This window comes from Dyella ginsengisoli (assembly GCF_044904665.1).
GTDB lineage: Bacteria > Pseudomonadota > Gammaproteobacteria > Xanthomonadales > Rhodanobacteraceae > Dyella_A > Dyella_A ginsengisoli.
Window position 1 is genome coordinate 357,041 of record NZ_JADIKM010000001.1, and the last position, 21,638, is coordinate 378,678.

The following is a 21,638-nucleotide window of genomic DNA, read 5'->3' on the forward strand; positions in this document are numbered from 1 at the left end:
CTCGCCCGCCATCCCCCCGCAGACTTCAGGAGCAACCCATGACAAACCACGCCGTAGGCACCCGCGAACAATGGCTGAAGCAGCGCGTGGCGCTGCTCGCCGCAGAGAAGGAACACACCCGGCGCAGCGACGACCTGGCGCGCCAGCGGCAGGAGCTGCCGTGGGTGCGCGTCGACAAGGCGTACCGGTTCGATACCGACGACGGCGAGGCCACGCTGGAACAGCTGTTCCGCGGACGCTCGCAGTTGCTCGTCTACCACTTCATGTTCGGGCCGGACTATCGGGCGGGATGCCCATCCTGCTCGGCCATCGCCGATGGCTTCGATGGCTTCGCGGTTCACCTGGCGAACCACGACGTGATGCTGACGGCGGTGTCGCGTGCGCCGCTGGTGAAACTGCAGGCGTACAAGCGGCGGCTGGGTTGGACCTTCCCCTGGGCCTCCTCGCAGGACAGCGATTTCAACCTCGACTTCAGCAGCTCGATCACCGAGCAGCAGCAGCGCGAGGGCGAAGTCGAATACAACTACCGGCGCGGCGGGCATCCGATCGCGGCGACACGGTTTCCCGAGCCGGTGGTGCAGTTCGCCGCGTCCTGCGGCACCGACGCACCCACCTACGTGCGCGAGCGGCCGGGCATGAGCGCTTTCGTGCGCGAGGGCGACGCGGTCTATCACACCTACTCCACCTACGCGCGCGGACTGGACGGCCTGTGGGGCATGTACCAATGGCTCGACCGGGCGCCGAAGGGACGCAACGAGACGGGCATCTGGTGGCGGCGGAACGACGAGTATGGCGAGCGTTGAGCCGGCGCGCGGACGACGCGGCGCGGGCATCCATGCGACTGCGGAAGCTGCCGCCCGCGGCGCGTTCGGCCTCGTCTGCGTGCTGCTGTTCGTCGCCAGCGCGGCGGTCACGGTCGGGCTCGGTGCATCGATGTCGACGATGGGCGCCATGCCGATGCGCGGTGGCTGGACGATGTCGATGGCATGGCTGCCGATGTGCGGACAGGCCTGGCCCGGCCCGGCGGCATCGTTCGTCGCCATGTGGAGCGCGATGACGGTGGCGATGATGCTGCCGTCGGTGGCGCCGACGTTGTGGCGCTACCGCTGCGCGATCGGCCGGTCCGGCGCACGGCATCCCGCGCGGCTGACGGTGCTCGTGGGCGCAGGCTATTTCCTGGTGTGGCTCGGGGTCGGCATCGCCGCGTGTGCGGCGAGCGTCACGCTGGCGGCGTTGGCGATGCCGTGGCCGACGCTGGCGCGTGCGGTCCCCGTCGCGATCGGCGGGGCGGTGCTGCTTGCCGGCGTGTTCCAGCTCACCGCGTGGAAGGCGCGTCGACTGGCCTGCTGCCGGGAGGCACCCCGCGCCGGCCACGCGCCGGTGCTGCGCGCCGAAGACGCATGGCGCCACGGGCTGCGCCTGGGCGCGCACTGCGTTGCGAGCTGCGCCGGCCTGACCGCGGTCATGCTGGTGCTGGGCATCATGGATCTGCGGGTGATGGCCGCCGTGTCGGTCGCCATCACCGCCGAACGGTGCGCGCCTGCCGGAGCGCGCGTCGCGAGGGCGAGCGGCTGTGTCGCGCTGGGCCTCGGATCATGGTTGCTCGCGAGCGCGGTCATCGGAGCCGCATGAGCCCGCTGCTCGCTGCATGACTCACCGCTCCGATGCATGACAGCTGCAACTTGCTGCCCACGGCCCGGCCGATGCACGCTTCGACCCACGCGGAAAGCCGCCTCCTTTCACCGGATCGCCCATGCAGCTACCCATCGCCAAGCTCATCGAGGCCGGCTGGTTCGCCGTCATCGCGTACTGGGCGATCCAGGCGCGGGCGGTGAAGTCGACCGCGCGCAGCGAACCGTTCTTCGACCGCTTCCTCAAATACTGGCTGCCGCTGATGGTGGGCACCGTGCTGGTGCTGCCGTGGCGCGGTGGCGAGGACACGCTGCTGCGCGCACGCTTCGTACCATCCAACCAGTGGCTGCCCCTGCTCGGCGTGCTGCTGCTGTGGGCCGGCGTGGCGTTCGCGATCTGGGCGCGGGCCACGCTGGGGCGCAACTGGAGCGCGGTGGTGCAGGTGAAGCGCGATCACGAGCTCATCGAGCGCGGCCCGTACCGCTGGGTGCGCCATCCGATCTACACCGGCCTGCTGATGGCTTATCTCGGCACCACGTTCGCGCTGGGCGAATGGCGCGGCCTGCTCGGCACCGCCATCGTCGGCGTGTCGTTCTGGTTCAAGCTGAAGCTGGAAGAGCGCTGGATGCGCGAGCAGTTCGGCGCGCGCTATGAGGACTACATGCGGCGGGTGAAGGCGCTGCTGCCGCGGGTGTTGTAGAGAATGCCGGCTCGTGCACCGGATGCGCCTGCGAGGCCACGCTGTTGCAGGAGCGCACCGTGCGCGCGACGGCTTGGGGCACAAGCGCTCCTCTCTACGGCGTGCTCCGTCTTTGGGGCACTCAGTGCGACAGCTCGAACGCGGTCAGCACCTGCACGGTCTGCTCGGGCTTTTCCAGCATCGGCATGTGGTTGCAGCCGCTGAGCGTGGTGGTGCTGATCGCCGCGGCGTTGACCAGGCCATTGCGCAGGCTGTCGAGCGCGGAGATGTCGATGATCTTGTCGTCGCGGCACCACAGGCCCATCACCGGCATGGTGAGCTTGTCCAGGCGCTGCTGCACGGAAAGATACTGCGAGGGCTGGCGCAGTTCATTGAACGTCTTGTCGAGGAAGCTGCGGTCGTGCTGGTTGCGCTGGATCAGCACGTCGACGAAGCGGCCGGGCAGGTCCGGCACGGTCTTGAACGCGAGCGACTCGGCTCTCTGGAAGCCGGCGCGGTCGTCGTAGGTGAAGGGGTTGGTGCCGGCGAGCGAGCGGCGGTCGAAGTCGTTCTCCTTCGAGGTCAGGCCGAAGGAGTCCACCAGTACCAGTCGGTTGACCACTTGCGGATGTTCCGCCGCATAGACGCCGGCGATGGCGCCGCCCATCGAGTGGCCCACCACGGTGACGCTGCGCAGGCCCAGCGCCTGCATGAACTCGTCCAGGCGTGCGGCCTGCGCGCCGATGTCGTAGTTGGCGCCGTCGTTGCGCGAGGAGTCGCCCCAGCCGGGGAGATCCGGAATGATCAGATGGAAGTGCGGCGTGAGTTCTTTCGCCACCTCCAGCCACACCTCCTTGCTGGAGTCGTAGCCGTGCAGCAGCACGAGGGTGGGACCTTCGCCGCCCTCGTAGTACGACCAGCGCGTGTCGCCGGCCTGCACGGTCTTCGTGTCGAGATGTGCGGCCATCGCCTGGCGCGCGACGTCCGCGCGCAACAGCCACTGCGGCGCGAACAGGTAGCTGCCGCCCAGCGCGAGCGCGAGGATCACGATGACGCCAAGCAGGAACTTCAGCCGTCGTAGCAGCAGGCGCTGCCACAGCGGGCGGGAGGTGGCGGAGGGGATGGCGGGCGTGGAGGACATGGCCAGGGCCTGTGCGGAGAGGTGGGATTGGGCGGGAAGCGTACGGCGCGGATGTGTCAGCGCAGCGGATCGAGGGCAGCGCGCCGCATACCGGTGCGAGGAGGTGGGGGCACACGCGGCGCTCCCCAACCTCCGCGCGCTTACTTCGCCGGCTTGGCCTTCGCCTTGGCGAAAATGCCTTCGATCACCTGCTGGGTCAGCGGGTGGTAGCCGTCCTTCGTCTTGGCGTAGGACGCCTCGGCGTAGGCCAGGCCTTCGGGCGAGGCAGCGAAGGCGCGGTACACCGGCGTGGTGAGGTAGATGCGCCCGATGCGGGTCATGTGCTCGCGCGCGGCGGGCCACACGTCCTTGTCGCCCGCGGCGATGGCGTGGATGTACCAGCGCATGCCGATTTCGGCGTTCGGCGTGTCGGTGAGATGCCAGGCGGCATCCAGCGCCTTCATCGCATCCAGCTTGGGCGCGTCGGGCAGGCGGTCGAGGAAGTACATCCACTCCTGCGTGTTCCAGCCCTTGGCGTCGAGCTGGTCGGCGCTCAGCGTGCCGGCGGTGAAGGCCTTCACTTTCGCATCGATCATGTCGAAGCGCGCCGAGGTCGGCAGCGGCGCGCCCTTGGGGATGCCGGTGCCGTAGACCCACTGCTTCACTTCATCCCACGACATCTTGCCGGGGTACTTGTCGATCAGGTTGGCCTTGAGGAAGGCCAGCATCTGCTCGGTGGTGATGCTCTGGAAGGCGAAGTGGTCGAAGTAGCTTTTCAGGTACGGGTCGAACGCGGCACGGCCGTAGCGCTGCTCCAGCGTGCGCAGGAACCACGAGCCCTTGTCGTAGGCCACGCTGGACAGCGCGTCGTCGGCATCCACGTCGCCCGGCAGCGGCGCCAGCTTCTGGCTGTTCGCCGGCATCGTGCCGATGCTCTTCTCCAGTGCGCGGGCGGACAGCAGCGCCTCCTCGTCGGCCAGCGCCTTGCCGTATACCGCCTCGGTGATGCGGCCCTGCACGTAGGTGGTGAAGCCCTCGTTGAGCCAGCCGTCGCGCCAAGTGGCGTTGGTCACCAAGTTGCCCGACCAGCTGTGCGCCAGCTCGTGCGAGATCACCGAGGCCAGGCTCTTGTCGCCGACCACGATGGTTGGCGTGGCGAAGGTCATGTTGGGGTTTTCCATACCGCCGAACGGGAACGATGGCGGCAGCACGATCAGGTCGTAGCGGCCCCAGCGATACGGGCCGTACAGCTGCTCGGCAGTGGCGATCATCCTCTCGGTATCGTCGAACTCGCGCGCCGCCTTGTGCACCATCGACGGCTCGGCGTAGACCGCACTGCGCGGGCCGGTGGCCTCGGCGTCGATGTCGCCGGCGGCGATCGCCAGCAGGTAGGACGGGATCGGGTGCGGCTGGTCGAACGAGAAGTCGCCGTTCAGCGGATGCCTGGCGTCGTTGAGTGCGCTCATGATCACGCGCACGTTCTTCGGCGCGCTGACGTGGGCGGCGTAGGTGATGCGGATGGCGGGCGAATCCTGCAGCGGCACCCACGAGCGGGCGTGGATGGATTCGCTCTGCGAGAACATGAAGGGCGAGGTCTTGTCCGCCGTCTGCGCGCGGCTCAACCACTGCAGGCCCGAGGCCTCCGGCGAGGTGGTGTAGACGATGCGCACCTTGGCCGGATGCTTCGGCGTGGTGATGGTGAGTTTGCTGCCGAGCTGCTTGTCGCGCGGCGCCAGCGCGTACTTCAACGCGTTGGCGCGTCCCTTGGCGTCGATGCCCTCGACGCTGGCGATGGCCAGGTCGCGCGTGTCGAGCACCAGCGAGGAGGCCTTGGGATTGACCCACTGCAGGCTCAGCGTGGCCTTCCCGTGCAGCGCCTTGTGCGGAAAGTCCAGCTTCAGGTCGAGGTCGAGGTGGGTGACCTTGACCTGGTCGGGCTGCGCGTAGGAATAGGGGTCGGCGGCATGGGCCGCCAGCGGCAGCAGCAGTGTGCTCGCGGCGAGCGTGGGCAACAGGCGCATCGGGCAACTCCGGGGAAAGCTCAAACGCCGAGTATGCCATTCGCCTCCGCGCCGGGGCCTGTGCGGAAAGGCCCGGCGGCGGTCACCGCGTCAGGGCAGATCGCGGGAGGAGAGCGGATCGATGCTGTACGGATGGCTCTCGGCCAGATGCCCCGCTTGCGCCTGCACGCGCGCGATCCAGGCGCGCAGTTGCGGATAGTCGTCGAGCGGAAAGCCGGCCTCGCCGGCCCGGCTGCCGTAGGCGAACACGGCAATGTCGGCGATGGTGTAGCGCTCGCCGGCAAGGAACGACCGCTCGGCCAGTTCGCGTTCGAGGATCGCCAGCGTGCGCTGCGCCGCCGCGCGCTTGGCCTCGACCAGCGCCGGCGCGCGTCGCGCCAGCTTGCCGGTGAGCGTCCAGTGGCGCAGGGCGCCGATCACCGACTCCACCCGCTCCTGCTCGAAGCTCAGCCACTGCCACACCTTGGCGCGGCCGAAAGCGTCCTCGGGCAGGTAGGGCGTGCTCTCGGCCAGGTACATCAGGATCGCGTTGGACTCGGCCAGCGTGCGCCCATCCTCCAGCTGGATCGCCGGTACGGTGCCGGTGGGGCTGATGCGCAGGTACTCCGGATGCTGGCCTTCGCCCTCGAAGATGCTCACCTCCAGCGTGCGGTGAGGGCGCTGCAGGTGCTGCAGCAGCTGGCGGACTTTCCAGGCGTTCTGCGAGGGCAGGTAGTCGAACAGGGTCAGCATCGTTGCACTCCAGGTGGGGAGTGTGCAGTCTCGCGACGGCAGGGGATGGCCGCCATCCGAATCTTGCGCGGGTCAGATCGCCATCGTCCGGAAGGCATCGGCGAGCGTACGCAGCGCCGCGCGCGAGCGGCGGTCGTGGAGCGCCGAGTACAGCACCGCTTCCTGGGTGTGCAGCTCGGGCAAGGACAGCCGCGACCCCAGATCCTCCGTGCCAGCGGGGGCCGCGCGGCGGGCCATCACGGCGATGGCCAACCCGGCGGCCGCCGCAGCTCCGACCATGGCCGCACCCTTGCCGACGAAGGCTTCGGTCCAGGCGATGCCGGCCCGATCCAGTGCCGTCACCGCGGCGGCGCGGATGCTGCACGAGGCGCCCTGGGTGGACAGCGGCAGCGGCTGGCCTTCCCGCGGATGCCAGCCGGCGGCACCGATCCAGGCAAAGGCTTCGTCGAACAGCCTCTCGCCCTTGTGATGCGGAGCTGCGGCCTGCAGCACCAGCGCCGCATCCAGTTCGCCGGCGTCGTAGGACTGGACGATCTCGCGCGAGCCTCCTGCGCGCAGCTCGATGCGCAGCTTGGGGTCCGATTCGCAGAGACGGCGCAGCATGCCGGGCAACTCGGCGCCCACCAGCTGATGGCTGATGCCGACGATCAAACGTCGCTCCTCGATCTCGAACGAGGCGATCGCGCGTTCGTGGGCGGCGATCAGCTCGCGCGCCGATTCCAGGAACAGCGCGCCCTCGGCGGACAGGCGCACCTGTCGCGGCGTGCGTTCCAGCAGTCGACGACCGAGTTGGGCTTCCAGCTTTCGCAGCTTCAGGCTGACCGCGGACTGCGTGCTGTCCAGCGCCTGCGCGGCGCGCGTGAAACTATGCAGTTCGGCCGTGAGCACGAAGGCCCTGACGGTGTCGAGGTCGAGTGTCTTCATGAGGCCTCGGGGGTGACCATTGCGATCTGCAATGACTGAAATATCGATGGCTGGGTGCAAGGCCGCATCGCTGGCGGACTAGCCTGCGGGCTCCTCCCCCTATGCGGATAGTCCCATGCAGAAACGAATCGTGCTCTTCCTTTGCGGTGCGCTGGCACTGGGCTCCGTGCAAGCCGCGCCGTCCACCCCGTCGAAGTCGCTACAGGGCGCATGGACCCTGGTGCGGGTCGACAACGTCTATCCGGACGGCCATCGCGTGGAACTCTACGGTCCCCATCCGCAGGGCCGGTGGCTGATCGATGCGCAGGGTCACTACATGATGCAGATCGTCCGAGCGCAGCGCGTGCCGTTCGCCTCCGGTGACAAGTCGCGCGGCACGCCGCAGGAATATCGCGCCGCTTCGCTGGACTTCAACGCGCACTACGGCACGGTGAGCCTGGAGGATGGCAAGCTGCACCGGCACATCGAGCACGCTTCATTCCCGAACTGGGACGGACGCAGCGGCAGCACCAGCTATGTGCTCAAGGGTGACGAGCTGACCTACATCGTGGTCAGCCCCACCAGCGGCACGGCCGAAGGAGCGCACGGCGAGGTGACGTGGCGTCGCTTGCACTGACGCTGCGTAGTCGGGCTCAGGCGAAGCGGTCGGCCAGGAGGTCGGTGGCGGTGACCAGCGCGTCGACGATCGCCGGATCGGCCGCGCTGTGTCCGGCCAGCACCACGCGCAGCTCGGCTTCGGGCCAGGCCTGGCTCAGGTCCCACGCACTCTTCATCGGGCAGATGATGTCGTAGCGGCCGTGCACGATGGTCGACGGGATCTGCCGGATGCGGCCGATGTCGCGCAGCAGCTGGTTCTCTTCCAGGAAGATGCGGTGGCGGAAGTAGTGCGCCTCCATCAGGGCCAGGCTCACCGCGCGGTGCGGATCGTCGAAGTCGCCGCCGCCGTCCGGATCGTGCACCAGCGTGGTGCTGCCGCCTTCCCAGGCGCTCCAGGCCTGCGCCGCGGCGAGGCGAGTGGCTTCGTCATCGCTGGTGAGGCGGCGCCAGTAGGCTTCCAGCATGGAGTCGCGCTCGGCCTCGGGGATGTGCGCCACGAAGCGCGCCCAGCGCTCGGGAAAGATCTGCCGCGCGCCGCCGTCCACTTCGTTGAACCAGCGCAGCTCCTCGTCGCGGCCGAGGAAGATGCCGCGCAGCACCAGGCCCCGCACGCGCTCGGGATGCGCCTGCGCGTAGGCCAGCGCCAGCGTGGAGCCCCACGAGCCGCCGAACACCACCCAGCGCTCGATGCCCAGGTGCGTACGGATCGCCTCGATGTCGGCGACCAGGTGCCAGGTGGTGTTGTCGGTGAGCTCGGCGAACGGCGTGGAGCGGCCCGCGCCGCGCTGGTCGAACAGCACGATGCGGTAGCGCCGGGGGTCGAAGAAGCGTCGGTGATAGTCCGACAGGCCCGCGCCGGGGCCGCCGTGCAGGAAGATCACCGGCAGGCCGTCCGGGTTGCCGCACTGCTCCACGTAAAGCGTGTGCAGCGCGTCGACCGCCAGCTGTTCGACGAGGTAGGGCGTGATCTCGGGGTAGAGCGTGCGCATGGGTCGATTCCGTGTCGCGGAAAATGCCGAGGCTACTCGTTCGACAGCGCGCTCGCCGCGTTCCACATCGCACGCGTGATCGGACGGTTCGCATGCGGCGTCTGCAGCACCACCAGGGTGGTGGTGCTGATGCTGGGATGGATCTTCAGCAGGCGGTCGAGCACGGTTTCCAGATGGCCGATCGACATCGCCACCAGGTGAAGCAGGGCGGAGTCCTCGCCGGCCAGGCGGCGGCAGTCGAGCACCTCGGGGATATCCTGCACGATCGTGCCGATGCGCGCGCAGATGCCGCCGTCGCAGCGCAGCCGCACCATCGCATCGATGCTGTAGCCCAGGCGCTTGGGATCGACCACCGCGCGGTAGCCGCGGATCACGCCAGCTTCTTCCAGACGCTTCACGCGCTCGGCCACGGCGGGGGCGGACAGGCGCACCAGTCGTCCGAGTTCCGCGTAGCCCAAGCGGGCGTCCGCCTGCAGGGCTTCGAGCAGCTGCCAGTCCTTGGTGTCGAGTTCGAGTTTGGATTCCACGGTGAAAGTCCCGGGCAAGTGTAGTTTTCGATGGCGAAAGGCCCGTTGGCGGGCCGCATCCATTATTCCCGGTCACCGGCGGCGCCACTAGCATGCGCACTTCCCCATCCTTTGCTTTCCCACCCGGATACGTCCCCCATGGCAAGCCCCGATCGTCTCGATGCCCGCGCGCTGGCCTACGTCGGCATCGCCCTGCTCACCTGGTCATCGGCGTATGCCTCGATCGCCTACGCGCTGAGCGCGTTCACCCCGGGCGAGGTGGCCCTGGCGCGCCTGACCATCGCCTCGCTGTGCTTCGCGCTGCTGCTGGCGATCAAGCGGGTACCGCTGCCGCCGCGGCGCGACTGGCCGCAGCTCGCGCTGCTGGGCGTGATCGGCCTCACCGTCTACCACCTGTGCCTGAATTACGCCGAGACGCGCATCGCCAGCGGCACGGCGTCGATCCTGATCTCGCTGGTGCCGGCGGCGACGGCGGCGTGGTCGGCGATCTGGCTGCGCGAGCGGCTGCCAGCGCGTACGCTGGTGGGGCTGGGCGTGGCGCTGCTCGGCGTGGTGCTGGTGGTGCTGGCCAGCGGCAAGACGGTGCGCTTCGAGCCGATGGCGGCGCTGGTGCTGCTGAGCGTGGCGGCCTCGGCGATCTATTTCGTGGGCCTGAAGCCGCTGTTCGCGCGCCACGGCACGCTGGGCGTCACCGCCTTCGGCTTCTTCGCCGGCACGCTGGGCACGCTGCCGTTCGGACTGCAGCTGCCGCATGCGGTGGCGGTGGCACCGTGGCCGGCGATCGCGGCGCTGCTGTGGCTGGGCATCGCGCCCACCTTCATCGGCTACATCGCATGGAACGTGGCGATCCACCGCAGCTCGGCTTCGCAGGTGTCCAGTTTCATCTACTTCTCGCCGCCGATCGCGGTGCTGATCGGCTGGGTCTGGCTGGGCGAGCGGCCCGGGCCGCTGACCCTGGTCGGCGGCGTGGTGACCGTGGCCGGCGTGGTGCTGGCCAATGCGCGCCGTCGTGCGCCGGCGCCGGCGCCCGCTGCGGTACCGTGCGAATCCTGATCCCTGCCGCTGGAGCGTCGTCATGCTGACCCTGCACATCGCCAACAAGAACTACTCCTCGTGGTCGCTGCGCCCGTGGGTGCTGCTGCACGAGCTGGGCATCGCGTTCGAGGAGCGCATGCACGTGTTCACGCCCGGCTCCAACTGGGAGGCCTTCCGTGCGTTCTCGCCGAACGGCCGCGTGCCCTGCCTGCAGGACGGCGGCACGGTGGTGTGGGATTCGCTGGCCATCGCCGAATACCTGGCCGAGCGCCACCCGGCCTGGCCGCAGGACGCTGCCGCGCGCACCTGGGCGCGCTGTGCGGCGGCCGAGATGCATTCGGGCTTCGGCGCGCTGCGCCAGCAGTGCTCGATGAGCTGCGGCCTGCGCATTCGCCTGCACGAGATCGGGCCGGCGCTGGCCGCCGACGTCGCGCGGATCGACGAGCTCTGGCGCGAAGGCCTGCAGCGCTTCGGCGGCCCGTTCCTGGCTGGCGACCACTTTACCGCGGTGGATGCGTTCTACGCGCCGGTGGCGTTCCGCGTGCAGACCTACGGGCTGCCGCTTTCGTCCGAGGCGATGGGCTGGGTCGAGCGCATGCTGGCGCGACCGTCGATGCGTCGCTGGTACGACGAGGCGCTGGCGGAGACCTGGCGCGACACCCCGCACGACGTGGAGTCGGCCCAGGTCGGGACGATCACCGCCGACCTGCGCGCCCGCTGACCGGCTTGCCACCACGCGGGCGCGGCGACATCTCCCGCGTCAGGCCGTCGCTGCCGCCAGGCGGCGGCGTGCCAGGCGCGGAAACATCCGCGCCAGCAGCGGGATCATGAGCAGCACGAAATTGTTGTACGCCGGCGCCACCCAGGCCAGGGCGAAGGCCAGCAGCGCAGCCGTGGGCAAGGCCCAGCTGCGTGCGCGCACTGCGACCACGTCAGCCTGTGCCACGTCGCGGCGCAGGTAGGGCGCGCGCAACGCCTTGCCGAACAGCCAGCGCTGCAGCACCCCGGCGGTGAACAGCGTGCCGGCATAGAACAGTTCCGGCACGCGGGCCAGCGGGTTCGCGCTCATCAGTGCGGTGGCGAACGGCATGAAGGCGATCACCATGAGCAGCAGCAGGTTCGGCATCACCAGCCCGCTGTCGTAGTCCGCCAGCAGGCCGAACACGCGATGATGCGCAGCCCACAGCGCGCCGATCACCAGAAAGCTCAGGATGAAGCCCATGAAGCTGGGCGTCAGCTCATGCAGGGCGACCAGATACGCATGATCGTCAGCGACGCCGAGGCGCGGCACGTGGATCTCGATCACCAGCAGGGTGATGGCGATGGCGAAGACCGCATCGGAGAAGAAGGTCAGCCGTTCAAGCTGAGAGGCGTGCGTGCTCATGGTCCATCACTCGGCAGGGGCTCGGCGCATGCTGCGCGAGGGTCTGGCCGCTGTCCAGCGCGTCGCGGTGGATCAGAATTTGTACGCCTTGTGGATCGCCACGATGCCGTCGGTGAGGTTGCGCACTTCCACCTTGCCGAAGCCGGCGCGTTCCATCATGCCCTTGAGGGTTTGCTGGTCGGGGTGCTTGCGGATCGACTCGGCCAGGTACTGATAGCTGTCGGCGTCGCCGGCGAACAGCTTGCCCAGCTTCGGCAGGATGTTGAACGAGTGGAAATCGTAGAGCTTGCCGAAGGCCTCGTTCTGCACCTTGGAGAACTCCAGCACCAGCAGGCGGCCGCCGGGCTTGAGCACGCGGCAGATGTCGGCCAGGGCCTTGTCCTTGTCGGTGACATTGCGCAGGCCGAAGGCCATGGTCACCACGTCGAAGGAGTTATCCGGGAACGGCAGCGCCTCGGCGTTGAGCTGGGTCCAGCGCAGGCCGTCGACCAGGCCGCGGTCGGTGAGACGATCGCGCCCCACCTGCAGCATGGCGGCGTTGATGTCGCCCACGATCACTTCGCCGTCCTTGCCCACCACCGGCTTGAGCAGCGCGGCGATGTCGCCGGTGCCACCGGCCAGGTCCAGCACGCGGTCGCCGCGGCGCACGCCGCTGATCGCCACGAAGTGGCGCTTCCACAGGCGATGCACGCCGAACGACATCAGGTCGTTCATCAGGTCGTAGCTGCGCGCGACCGAGGTGAACACCTGGCCGACCAGCTTCTGCTTCTCGCCCACCGGCACGTCGCGAAAGCCGAAGTGGGTGGTCGATTCCGGGGCGGATTTGGGCTGCTCGTTCATCCGCACAATGCTACAGGATTGGCCGCTTGCGCTCCCGGTTGGGCCGGGGATGCGCGCCGCGTCGTGACGCAGGCGCGAGTCCTCCTGCAAGGGGTCATTCGACAGGGGTGCCGTCCTGCTTGTAGACCACGCCGTCCTTCATCACGAAGTTCACCTTCTGCATCAGCGTGATGTCCTCCAGCGGGTTGCCGGGCACGGCGACCACGTCGCCGACGAAGCCGGGCGCGAGCTGGCCGAGTTTGCCGGACTGGTGCAGCAGTTCGGCGGCGTGGGTGGTGGCGGCCTGCAGCACGTACATCGGCGGCATGCCGGCATCGACCATGTACTTGAACTCCTTTGCGTTCTGCCCGTGCGGATAGACCGCCGCATCGGTGCCGAAGGCGATCTTCACGCCGGCCCGATAGGCCTTGCCGGCGGTGGCCTGGATGATCGGCCCCACCAGCTTCGCCTTGGCGGCGACCTGCGGCGGGTAGTAGCCGGGCTTGGCGGCCATCTGCTCGACGTACTTGCCGGCGATGATGGTGGGCACGTACCAGGTGCCGTGCTCCTTCATCAGCTTCATGTCCTCGGCGTTCATGAAGGTGCCGTGCTCGATCGAATCGACGCCGCCGAGCACCGCGCGGCGGATGCCTTCGGCGCCGTGCGCGTGAGCGGCCACGGTGTAGCCGTAGTCGTGCGCGGCGGCGACCACCGCCTTGATCTCCTCCAGCGTCATCTGCGGGTTGTCGGCGCTGGCGCTTTCGTCCAGCACGCCGCCGGAGGGCATGATCTTGATCAGGTCGTCGCCGGCCTTGTAGTGCTCGCGCACGGCTTTCCAGGCGTCCTGCGGGCTGTTGATGATGCCGTTGGCCGGGCCCGGATCGCCGGCCAGGTCCTGGCGGTAGCCGTCGGTGGGATCGGCGTGGCCGCCGGTGGAGCCGATCGGCACGCCGGCAGTGTAGATGCGCGGTCCCGGCACCACGCCGGCGTTGATCGCGTTGCGCAGCGCCGCCGACTCGTTGTGGCCGTCACCGAGGTTGCGCACGGTGGTGAAGCCGGCCAGCAGGGTGCGTTTGGCGTAGACGGTGGAGCGGATCGCGTAGTCGGCCACGTTCCAGCGGAACTGGTCGGAGTAGCCGGTGGGGCTGGTTTCGTCGGTGAGATGGGTGTGCGCGTCGATCAGGCCGGGCAGGCAGGTGGAGGTGGGCAGCGCGATGGCCTGAAACCGCTTGCCAGCCGCCTGCGCCTGGTCGCCCATCGCCTTCAGGTCGACCGTGCCGGGGCGCACCTCGCGGATGACGCCGTCCTCGACGATCACCGTGGTTTCGCCCAACAGCTTGCCGGCGGCGGTATCGATGGCATGACCGCAGGTGACCACGGCGAGGCTGCCCTTGGCGGGTGCGTCGTCGGTATCCGCCAGCAGGGCGGTGGGCAGCGCCAGCGCGGCGGCGAGGGCGATCGTGACGGGACGAACAAGCATGGTGGCGCTCCGGATCGAGGAAGCGCCATCTTAGGCAGCGGCCGCGGCGCGCGGCCACTGGCGATTAGTCGGGGCGCTGAGCGTCGGTCGGTGCCGCCGGCGCCACGGGTTCGACCGGCTCGTGCAGGTGGGCGCGGTGCGCCGCCTCCACGTGGCGCGCGTGCAGGTCGGCCGGCGAGGCGTCCGGCGGCGTGGCGTCGTGCGGCGCCGCGAGGCGCACGGCCTCCTCGTCGTCGCGATCCGCTTCCTGGCGGTCTTCGCCGCCGGGGGTGATCTTGAGGATCGAGTGGCGCACCTCGCGGGCCAGGATCACCCGCGCGTCGCGCACCATGTCCTCCAGCGCGCTGTCGTAGTCCAGCTTGCCGGCGTCGTCGGTCCACACCACCTTGCGCTCGCGCAGCTTCTGGATGAAGCCGCGGAACAGCGCCTTGTCGAAGAACTCCGGCGCGGCCTGTTCGCTGAGCAGCGAGAGCCGCTGCGCGGTGAGCGTGCAGGCGTTTTCCAGCTCGGCGGCGGTGAGCGTATGCGGGCCGTTCTTGGCCAGCGCGGCGAGCGTGATGTAGTAGCGCTCGAAGGCCTGGATCAGGCTGCGCCCGATCACCTTGAGCTGGTAGGCCGCGTCGTCCTGGCCCGGGCCGCGCTCCAGCACGCGGCCCTCGCCGGTGGATTCGAGCAGCCCGCGGCGCACGAAGAAGTCGATGGTGGCCTGCAGCTGCTGGCCGAAGCCTTCGCTGTCCCACGGCAGGAACAGCTCGCCCTGGATGAACGGGTAGATGAGCTTGCCCAGCCGGATCACCGAGCTGCGCGACATACGGCGGTTGTTGAGGAAGCAGCACGCCACCCACGCCGCGGTGGCGGTGAGGTGCAGCACGTTGTTGCGGAAGTACGACAGCAGCACCGCCTGCTCGTCGTCCGCCACCAGCACGTCGCCCAGCGGATGCGCCACGCGGCGGATCCAGCCCATCTGCTCGCCGTAGGCAATGATCGCGGCCGGATCGAGCGGAGTCAGTGTGACGCGGTCCGAATACGGCAGCGCTTCGAGCAGGGTCTTGCTCAGCTCCAGCTGGGCGAGCAGATCGGCCTCGGCCATCGCGTGCTTCGGCGTGGCCAGCAGCGCCAGCGCCAGCAGGTTGATCGGGTTCACGTCCGCGGCGCGGTTGATGTTCACCTGGATCTGCTGGGCCAGCCGGTCGACCACGCCGCTCAACCATTCGGGCTTGGCATCGGGGTCGCCGCTGGATTCGCGCCACTGCGCGCTGGCCACGTCGAGCAGCGGGGTGAGCTCGATCGGCTCGCCGAAGTTGAGCGCCACGTGGCCGTAGCGCTGGCGCAGCACCTTGAGCCCCTTGAGCAGGCCGATCAGCGATTCCTTTTCCTTCGGCTTGCCGCTGAGTTCGCCCGCGTATGACTTGCCCTCCATCAGCTTCTCGTACCCGATGTACACCGGCTGGAACAGCACCGGCCGGCGCGGCGCGCGCAGGAACGCGCGCACGGTCATCGCCAGCATGCCGGCGCGCGGCGCCAGCAGGCGCCCAGTGCGCGAGCGGCCACCCTCGATGAAGTACTCCATCGGCACGCCGCGGTCGATCAGCTGCGCCACGTATTCGTTGAACACCACCGAGTACAGCGCGTTGCCCTTGAAGCTGCGGCGCAGGAAGAACGCGCCGCCGCGGCGCAGAATCGGTCCGATCACCGGCAGGTTGAGGTTGGCGCCCGCCGCGATGTGCGGCACCACCACGCCGGAGTGGTGCAGCTGGTAGCTCATCAGCAGGTAGTCGGCGTGGCTGCGGTGGCTGGGCACGTAGACCACTTCGTAACCGGGCGCCGCGGCGCGCGCCTTGTCGAAGTGATGCATGGCGATGCCGTCGTACAGCTTGTTCCAGAAGTTGGACAGCACGAACGAGGCCGAGCGCACCACCGGGTGCGAGTAGTCCGCGGCGATCTCCAGCATCAGCTTCTGCGCGCGGCGCCAGGCCTTGGCGTGGGAGATCTTCTCCTTGCTGGCGGTGGCGCTGATCGCCGCACGCACCGGCTCGGCGTTGAGCACGGCGTCGACCACGGTGCGCTTGTGCGAGAGGTCCGGGCCGATCACCGCGGCGCGGATGCGGCGGAAATGCACGCGCAGCACGCGGGCGATCTTGCGCGCGAAGCGCTCCGGCGCGATGGCGCCCGCCTCGGCCAGCGCCTCGCGCAGCGACACCGGGGCGGAAAACTGCACCACCGTGTCGCGGCCGTTGAGCAGCAGCGCCAGCAGGCGGCGGAAGTGGCCCACCATCACCCAGTTTTCCGAGAACAACACGCGGAACCAGCCGCTGTCGCGGCTGGGCGCGCGGCCCACGTAGATCGACACGGGCACGATCTGCACGTCGCGGCTGGGGTCGTCCTCCAGCGCGCGGGCGAGCTGGCCCAGCGCGTCCTTGGGCGAGCGCTGGCGGTTGCGCCCCCACAACAGGCCGTCGCTGCGGCCCAGCGCGAACACCGAGCGGCGTCGGCGGGTGCCGGCCAGCGGCTGCATCGGCGAGGGCAGCCCGGCCTCGCGGCAGGCCCGCTCCAGGATCAGCGCGTCGGACAAACCGTCGCGCTCGATCACGTAGCACACCGGCACGCCGGCCTTGAGCAAGGCGGCGGGCTCGGCCGGATCGCGGCGCAACTTCAGCCACGGCTCCAGCAGGTGGCCGGTGAGGTTGAACCACCACGGCGCGCGGCGATTGGGGGGCGTGTCCATCGAGGAGGTCATGGGCATCCGCCTATTGTACCGGGGATGCGCCCGCGTCCCGGCCCGCGGTGATGTAGCCCACGTGGGCGCGGGACGGCCCCCACCAGCCGTCCCAGTCCGGCGGAGCGACCGCGCGGGCGAGTTGCGGCATGGCGTCGGCGTACCAGCGGCCGTCGACCTCACGCATCTTCACCACCACCCGCTGCGGCTGGCCCTCGAGCAGGTAATCGATCCGCACGTGGGCGACGCCAGCGCGCTGCGACAGCAGCGTCAGCTTCGCCGAATCCAGCACGGCGTCCAGCGACAGGCCGTACAGCGCGAGTACCTGCTTCGCGCCGGTCCACAGCCGCGAGGTCTTGGCCATGGCGGTGGGGAAATCGAGTGCCCGGGCCTGGTCGAGGGTCGCCAGCTGCAGCGAGCGGGCGGTGTCGACCGCGATGTTGGCGGCCCGTCCGGCGCGCTCGCGGTCCAGCCACGGCGCGTGCTGGGCCCATGTCAGCACGGGAGCCAGGGCGTCCTGCAGGCCCTGTTCCTGACGCGGGCTCAGCGCGGTATCGGCCGCGACGATTTTCCTGAACACGGCGCCGCCGATGGCGATGAGCACGGGCACCTGGTCGCCGTAGCGATCATCGATCCGCGCCACCTGGGTTTGCAGTCGGCGGGCGAGCTCTGCCCGGGCACCAGGTTGTGTCAGTGGGCCCATAAACTGCCGGTAGCCTTTGCGCGCGGCGTCGGTCACGGCCTGCGCGACCTGGGCCTGGCGCCAGCGCTCGACCAGTGCGGCGTGATCGGCCGGCGGCAGGCCGTGCTTCCAGAACGCGGCGAGATCGTCGTGGCGCAGGTCGTCGACCAGCAGGCGCGCGGCTGCTGTCGGCGAGTCGCCGCCGGCCGCCGGGGATATATCGGTCGCCCGCTGGCAGCCCGCCAGCACGAGCACGGCCGCGGCGAGCAGCCACGTCAGGCATGGCAGGAGACGAAGCGGACGGGGCATCGGACTGAGGTCCGGGCGGCGGAAGGGCCGGAGCCTAGCAGCCTGTCGGACGTGAGTGGTCGAGGCTTTGCCTCCGGCCAACGCAAGTTCGAGAGGCGGCCGGGGGAGCGCGCCGCCCGCGGGCAAGGCCTGTCGTCGTGGGCGTGTCGTCCTGCCCAAAAGAAAACCCCGCCGGCGCGAGCCTTGCGGGGTCAGTCCCGGCAGAGCCGGAAGGGAAATGGCCTTGCCTGCAAAATCTGTAGTCAGCAGCAGGTGTCGGCGCGGCCATGGTAATGGCTTGCGAAAGTTAAGGCAATGGATTTGTTTTGTGATGCAAGTGTTTGATTTGATGCATCACTTCATGCGCAGCGCGGCTTCCTTCTGGCGCCGGCGCTCGTTGCGGGGAAGCGTCCAGTCGTTGTTGAACAAGGCCGGCTCCCAGCTGCCGTAGGTGGCGTTGGGCAGGATGAACCAGCGCGTGCCGATCCACGGCAGGTAGGGCGCCATGGCCTGCTGGCGGCCGGCGGCGTTATTGGCGATGACGTCGGCGAAGTCGCCGATCTGGTCGCCCACCTGCATCAGCACGCGATACTTGCGGCTGATCAGCTGGCGTCGGCAGCCCTTTTCGGTGCCGATCTGCTCGCAGCCCTCGACGAAGGTGCCCAGGCCGAGGAACGCATCCGGACCGGACACCGGAAAGCCGACCTGGCGCAGGTTGTCCAGCGTGACCGAGTCGAGGTCCTTGGCGCGATTGGAGATGAAGATCACCGCGATGCCGTGCTTCGCCGCGAACCGGGTGAATTCGACGGCGCCGGGCAGCGCGCGGGCGGCCTCCTCCTTGCACCATGCGGCCCAGTCGGCCTCGTTGTATTCGCCGCCGCTCTTGATCAGCCGCGCCTGGTAGGGCGAGTTGTCCAGCGCGGTCTCGTCCACGTCCAGCACCACGGCGGGCTTGAGGCCCTTCAATGGCGCGACGCGGTCGTCCTTGCTCAGCGCGTCCCAGCGCGGATCCTTCAGCGCCTTGAGCAGCTGCATCTGCGCGTCGCGGTAGGTCTGCACGTAGAGCAGGTCGTGTTCGATCGCGGTCTGCGACCACGCCACGGCGTTGAGGTTGTCGTCCGCCGCGGGGCCAGCCGGTGCCGGGGCGACGGGCGCCGCCACAGGGGCAGGGGAGGCGACGGACTCATGACGGGTAGGCGAGGTGCTGCAGCCGGCGAGCAGGGCCAGGGCCGCCAGCAGGGCGGGAACACGTGAGCGCATGGGTAACCTTGGTGATGACATCGGATCGACAAGCATCCGGTCAGTTTACGACAGCGTCGTGTCGCCCGGTCCGGACTGGCGGGCATCCGGCCCGGCTGACAGACTGCCCCTCCCCATGCCAAGGAAGTCGCCGCCGATGGCGTCCACACCCTCTTTTCAGCCTGGTCCGCGCCGCCTTACCGCGATGGACTACGCGAGCTATGCGCTGGCGGCGCTGGCGCTGTTCTTGGTGCTGAAGCTGCACCTGCTGCCGGCCCTGCTCGCCGGGCTGCTGGTGTACGAGCTGGTGTACTCGATCAGCCCGCTGCTGGGCCGGCGCATTCCCAGCGATCGCGCGCGCATGCTGGTGGTGGCGCTGATCGGCGTGCTGGTGGTGGGCCTGCTGTTGCTGCTGGTGCTGGGCATCGTCAGCCTGCTGCGCAGCGAGATCGGCAACCCCGACGTGCTCTGGCAGGATCAGCTGATGCCGCTGGTGGAGAAGGCGCGCCAGCAATTGCCGCCCTCGCTCACCACCTGGATGCCCGACAGCGTGGACGAGCTGCGCGTGATGGCGGTGGAGCTGACCCGCAAGCACGCCGGCAGCCTGCAGCTGGCCGGCAAGGAAACCGCGCGGGTGATCCTGCACATCATCATCGGCCTGGTGCTGGGCGCCATCGTGGCGCTGGGCCGCACGCGGCCGGCGCACCTGTCCGGTCCGCTCTCGCTGGCGCTCTCCGCGCGCTGCCAGAAGCTGGCCGAGGCGTTCCACAACATCGTCTTCGCGCAGATCAAGATCTCGCTGATCAACACCGTGTTCACCGCGATCTTCCTGCTCGGCGCGCTGCCGCTGTTCGGCATCCACGTGCCGTTCGCCAAGACGCTGGTGGTGCTCACCTTCCTGATGGGCCTGCTGCCGGTGATCGGCAACCTGATCTCCAACACCGCGGTGACCATTGCCGGGTTGTCGATCTCGCTCGGCGTCGGCGTGGCCGCGCTGGCCTTCCTGGTGCTGATCCACAAGCTGGAGTACTTCCTCAACGCGCGCATCGTCGGCACGCAGATCCGCTCGCGCGCGTGGGAGCTGCTGATCGCCATGCTGGTGATGGAGGCGGCCTTCGGCCTCGCCGGCCTGGTCGCCGCGCCGATCTACTACGCCTACCTCAAGCGCGAGCTGGAAGTGCGCGATTTGATTTGAGCGATCAGGTGGCGATGCCCGCTTCGACGAGGATCGCGCGCAGCCCGTTCATTGCCGCGCCGTAGCGTTTCCAGCGCTCCAGCGAGTTGCGGTGCAGGGACGAGCGCACCTGCACCGCGCTGGGCGTGGTCACCGGCGCGGCATTGCGCTCGAAGTGCAGGCAGGCGTCGTCCCACGGCAGGCCGCAGAAGTCGAGCAGGCGCCGCGTCACGGCCTCCTGGTGGTCGACCAGTTCCTCGTAGTCGATCGACAGCACGCGGCCGGGCAGTACGCGCGTCCAGTGAGCCATCAGGCGATCGAACTGCACGTAGTAGCGGCCCACGTCTTCCAGCGCGTACGAGTAGTCGAAGTACGGCGCCGACGCGGCGAACAGCTGGCGGAAATTGCTCAGGCAGGTGTCCATCGGCTGGCGCCGCAGGCACACGATGCGCGCGGTGGGCAGCGCGCGGGTGATCGCCCCCAGGTGCAGGAAGTTGTGCGGCAGCTTGTCGGTGAAGCGGCCGCTGTCCTCGCCCACCACGGTGCGCGCGTGGGCGAGGTAGGCACGGCCCAGCGCCGGCCAGTCGATGCCCGGCACGCGGGCGAACACCGCCGGATCGAGCAGGTGTGGCGTGGGCGAGTGCAGGGCGTGCGCGAGCGCGTGGCCGAAGGTGTGCAACTCGCCCGCCGATCGCACGGCGGGATGACTGGAGACGATGCGGTCGACCAGCGTGGTGCCGCTGCGCGGCATGCCGACGATGAAGATCGGTCCGTCGATCGTCGCGTCTGCCGCCGGCGCCGGCAGCGGACCGAACGCGGCGATCAGCGCATCCACCATCGCGGCATCGCGCGCGGGGTCGTAGCCGCGTGGCGGTCGCGCCGCCCGCTTGCCCGCAACCAGATGGGCCATCGCCGGCGGATACTCGCCCAGATCCTCATGCTCCTTCGCCAGTGCGAGGTGGATGCAGGTCAGTGCGGCCGGGTCGCTGCCCGCCGCGGGCAGCAATGCCTGCAGGCGGGCGAGGTGATTGTTCGTGGGCGTCTGTCGGCGCAGCTGCGCCAGGCTGTAGTGCGCGCGCCAGTAGCGTGGCGCGAGAGCGAGGCATTGCTCCAGCGCCTGTTCCGCCTCGTCGAAGCGGCCCAGTCCGATCAGCGCCGAGGCCCGGTTGAGGTGCAGTTGCGGCTGGGTCGGCGCCAGATCGGCGGCCTGCGAAAACGCGGCTAGCGCACCGTCGTAATCGCCCAGCTGCACCAGCACCTGGCCGAGCACGTCCAGCGACGCGGGATCGCGTGCCCGGATCGCCGCTGCCGCGCGGGCCGCCTCGCGCGCCTGCGCCACGCGGCCGATGGCGAGCAGCACGCGGGCATGATGGCTGGCGAAATCCAGCCGCGCCGGGTCCAGTCGTGCGGCCGCTTCGAGTTGCGGCAGTGCCGCGTCGGCGCGACCGGTTTCCAGCAGCGCGATGCCGGCCACGAAGCGCACCAGCGGATGCTCCGGCGCCGCATGCACCAGCGGGCCGGCGAGAGCGATTGCGCGCGACCAGTCCATGCGGTTGAACGCCTCGATCAGCTGCGAGTACTGCCGGGCGAGATCGGTCAT

20 protein-coding genes are annotated in these 21,638 nt (G+C 69.2%); 7 read left to right on the top strand and 13 right to left on the bottom strand.

The annotated features are described in order from the left end of the window. Nucleotides 1–38 precede the first annotated feature (38 nt). From ISP17_RS01685 to ISP17_RS01695, 3 genes are all read left to right on the top strand, one after another. Entirely contained in the window at nt 39–803 is a 765-nt protein-coding gene (locus tag ISP17_RS01685; RefSeq protein WP_404629780.1) for a DUF899 domain-containing protein, read from the top strand. Next, nucleotides 790–1,632 (top strand): DUF2182 domain-containing protein, encoded by an 843-nt coding sequence (locus ISP17_RS01690; RefSeq protein ID WP_404629781.1) that lies wholly within the window; start codon nt 790–792, stop codon nt 1,630–1,632. Before ISP17_RS01685 ends, ISP17_RS01690 begins: the two co-directional genes overlap by 14 nt. A gap of 121 nt (nt 1,633–1,753) precedes the next feature. After that, the gene (locus tag ISP17_RS01695) at nt 1,754–2,332 is read left to right on the top strand and encodes a methyltransferase family protein (RefSeq protein WP_404629782.1); all 579 of its coding nucleotides are present in this window, start codon (nt 1,754–1,756) and stop codon (nt 2,330–2,332) included. 121 nt (nt 2,333–2,453) lie between these two features. On the opposite strand, the gene ISP17_RS01700 is transcribed toward ISP17_RS01695, so the two are convergent. The 4 genes from ISP17_RS01700 to ISP17_RS01715 all read right to left on the bottom strand — a co-directional run bounded on the left by ISP17_RS01700 (nt 2,454) and on the right by ISP17_RS01715 (nt 7,108). After that, nucleotides 2,454–3,452: an alpha/beta fold hydrolase gene (locus ISP17_RS01700; RefSeq protein ID WP_404629783.1), complete on the bottom strand. Its 999-nt coding sequence runs from the start codon at nt 3,450–3,452 to the stop codon at nt 2,454–2,456. 140 nt (nt 3,453–3,592) lie between these two features. Beyond that, the gene (locus ISP17_RS01705) at nt 3,593–5,452 is read right to left on the bottom strand and encodes a M1 family metallopeptidase (RefSeq protein WP_404629784.1); all 1,860 of its coding nucleotides are present in this window, start codon (nt 5,450–5,452) and stop codon (nt 3,593–3,595) included. A gap of 90 nt (nt 5,453–5,542) precedes the next feature. Further along, nucleotides 5,543–6,184: a glutathione S-transferase family protein gene (locus ISP17_RS01710; RefSeq protein ID WP_404629785.1), complete on the bottom strand. Its 642-nt coding sequence runs from the start codon at nt 6,182–6,184 to the stop codon at nt 5,543–5,545. Between the two features lie 72 nt (nt 6,185–6,256). Further along, nucleotides 6,257–7,108 (bottom strand): LysR family transcriptional regulator, encoded by an 852-nt coding sequence (locus ISP17_RS01715; protein ID WP_404629786.1) that lies wholly within the window; start codon nt 7,106–7,108, stop codon nt 6,257–6,259. A 115-nt stretch (nt 7,109–7,223) separates the two neighbouring features. Here ISP17_RS01715 and ISP17_RS01720 point away from each other — a divergent pair, with 115 nt between their 5' ends. Continuing rightward, nucleotides 7,224–7,724 (top strand): lipocalin-like domain-containing protein, encoded by a 501-nt coding sequence (locus tag ISP17_RS01720; protein ID WP_404629787.1) that lies wholly within the window; start codon nt 7,224–7,226, stop codon nt 7,722–7,724. Nucleotides 7,725–7,740: 16 nt separating this feature from the next. On the opposite strand, the gene pip is transcribed toward ISP17_RS01720, so the two are convergent. Together pip and ISP17_RS01730 are read right to left on the bottom strand one after the other, a co-directional pair. After that, on the bottom strand, nt 7,741–8,694 hold the full coding sequence (pip, locus tag ISP17_RS01725) for a prolyl aminopeptidase (protein ID WP_404629788.1): 954 nt from the start codon (nt 8,692–8,694) through the stop codon (nt 7,741–7,743). A gap of 32 nt (nt 8,695–8,726) precedes the next feature. Then, nucleotides 8,727–9,221 carry an Lrp/AsnC family transcriptional regulator gene (locus ISP17_RS01730; RefSeq protein WP_404629789.1) on the bottom strand — a complete coding sequence of 165 codons (495 nt, stop codon included), beginning with the start codon at nt 9,219–9,221 and terminating at the stop codon, nt 8,727–8,729. A 138-nt stretch (nt 9,222–9,359) separates the two neighbouring features. Here ISP17_RS01730 and ISP17_RS01735 point away from each other — a divergent pair, with 138 nt between their 5' ends. Together ISP17_RS01735 and ISP17_RS01740 are read left to right on the top strand one after the other, a co-directional pair. Then, the gene (locus tag ISP17_RS01735) at nt 9,360–10,274 is read left to right on the top strand and encodes a DMT family transporter (protein ID WP_404629790.1); all 915 of its coding nucleotides are present in this window, start codon (nt 9,360–9,362) and stop codon (nt 10,272–10,274) included. Nucleotides 10,275–10,296: 22 nt separating this feature from the next. Next, complete coding sequence (locus tag ISP17_RS01740) at nt 10,297–10,977, top strand: glutathione S-transferase family protein (protein ID WP_404629791.1); 681 nt, start codon at nt 10,297–10,299, stop codon at nt 10,975–10,977. Between the two features lie 39 nt (nt 10,978–11,016). Here the strand turns inward: ISP17_RS01740 and ISP17_RS01745 are convergent, their stop codons facing one another. The 6 genes from ISP17_RS01745 to ISP17_RS01770 form a co-directional block, all read right to left on the bottom strand. Beyond that, the gene (locus ISP17_RS01745; RefSeq protein ID WP_404629792.1) at nt 11,017–11,640 is read right to left on the bottom strand and encodes a TMEM175 family protein; all 624 of its coding nucleotides are present in this window, start codon (nt 11,638–11,640) and stop codon (nt 11,017–11,019) included. Nucleotides 11,641–11,712: 72 nt separating this feature from the next. Then, nucleotides 11,713–12,480: a bifunctional demethylmenaquinone methyltransferase/2-methoxy-6-polyprenyl-1,4-benzoquinol methylase UbiE gene (ubiE, locus tag ISP17_RS01750; protein WP_404629793.1), complete on the bottom strand. Its 768-nt coding sequence runs from the start codon at nt 12,478–12,480 to the stop codon at nt 11,713–11,715. Between the two features lie 94 nt (nt 12,481–12,574). Continuing rightward, the gene (locus ISP17_RS01755; RefSeq protein WP_404629794.1) at nt 12,575–13,939 is read right to left on the bottom strand and encodes a metal-dependent hydrolase family protein; all 1,365 of its coding nucleotides are present in this window, start codon (nt 13,937–13,939) and stop codon (nt 12,575–12,577) included. Nucleotides 13,940–14,003: 64 nt separating this feature from the next. Then, nucleotides 14,004–16,676, bottom strand: coding sequence for a glycerol-3-phosphate 1-O-acyltransferase PlsB (gene plsB / locus ISP17_RS01760; RefSeq protein WP_404629795.1), 2,673 nt, complete (start codon nt 16,674–16,676; stop codon nt 14,004–14,006). 10 nt (nt 16,677–16,686) lie between these two features. Next, nucleotides 16,687–17,646 carry a hypothetical protein gene (locus tag ISP17_RS01765; RefSeq protein ID WP_404629796.1) on the bottom strand — a complete coding sequence of 320 codons (960 nt, stop codon included), beginning with the start codon at nt 17,644–17,646 and terminating at the stop codon, nt 16,687–16,689. A 333-nt stretch (nt 17,647–17,979) separates the two neighbouring features. Continuing rightward, entirely contained in the window at nt 17,980–18,885 is a 906-nt protein-coding gene (locus tag ISP17_RS01770; protein ID WP_404629797.1) for a 5'-nucleotidase, lipoprotein e(P4) family, read from the bottom strand. 136 nt (nt 18,886–19,021) lie between these two features. Here ISP17_RS01770 and ISP17_RS01775 point away from each other — a divergent pair, with 136 nt between their 5' ends. Further along, on the top strand, nt 19,022–20,059 hold the full coding sequence (locus ISP17_RS01775; protein ID WP_404629798.1) for an AI-2E family transporter: 1,038 nt from the start codon (nt 19,022–19,024) through the stop codon (nt 20,057–20,059). A 4-nt stretch (nt 20,060–20,063) separates the two neighbouring features. Here ISP17_RS01775 and ISP17_RS01780 read toward each other — a convergent pair whose 3' ends face one another. Next, nucleotides 20,064–21,638, bottom strand: a complete 1,575-nt coding sequence (locus tag ISP17_RS01780) for a tetratricopeptide repeat-containing sulfotransferase family protein (RefSeq protein ID WP_404629799.1) — start codon at nt 21,636–21,638, stop codon at nt 20,064–20,066.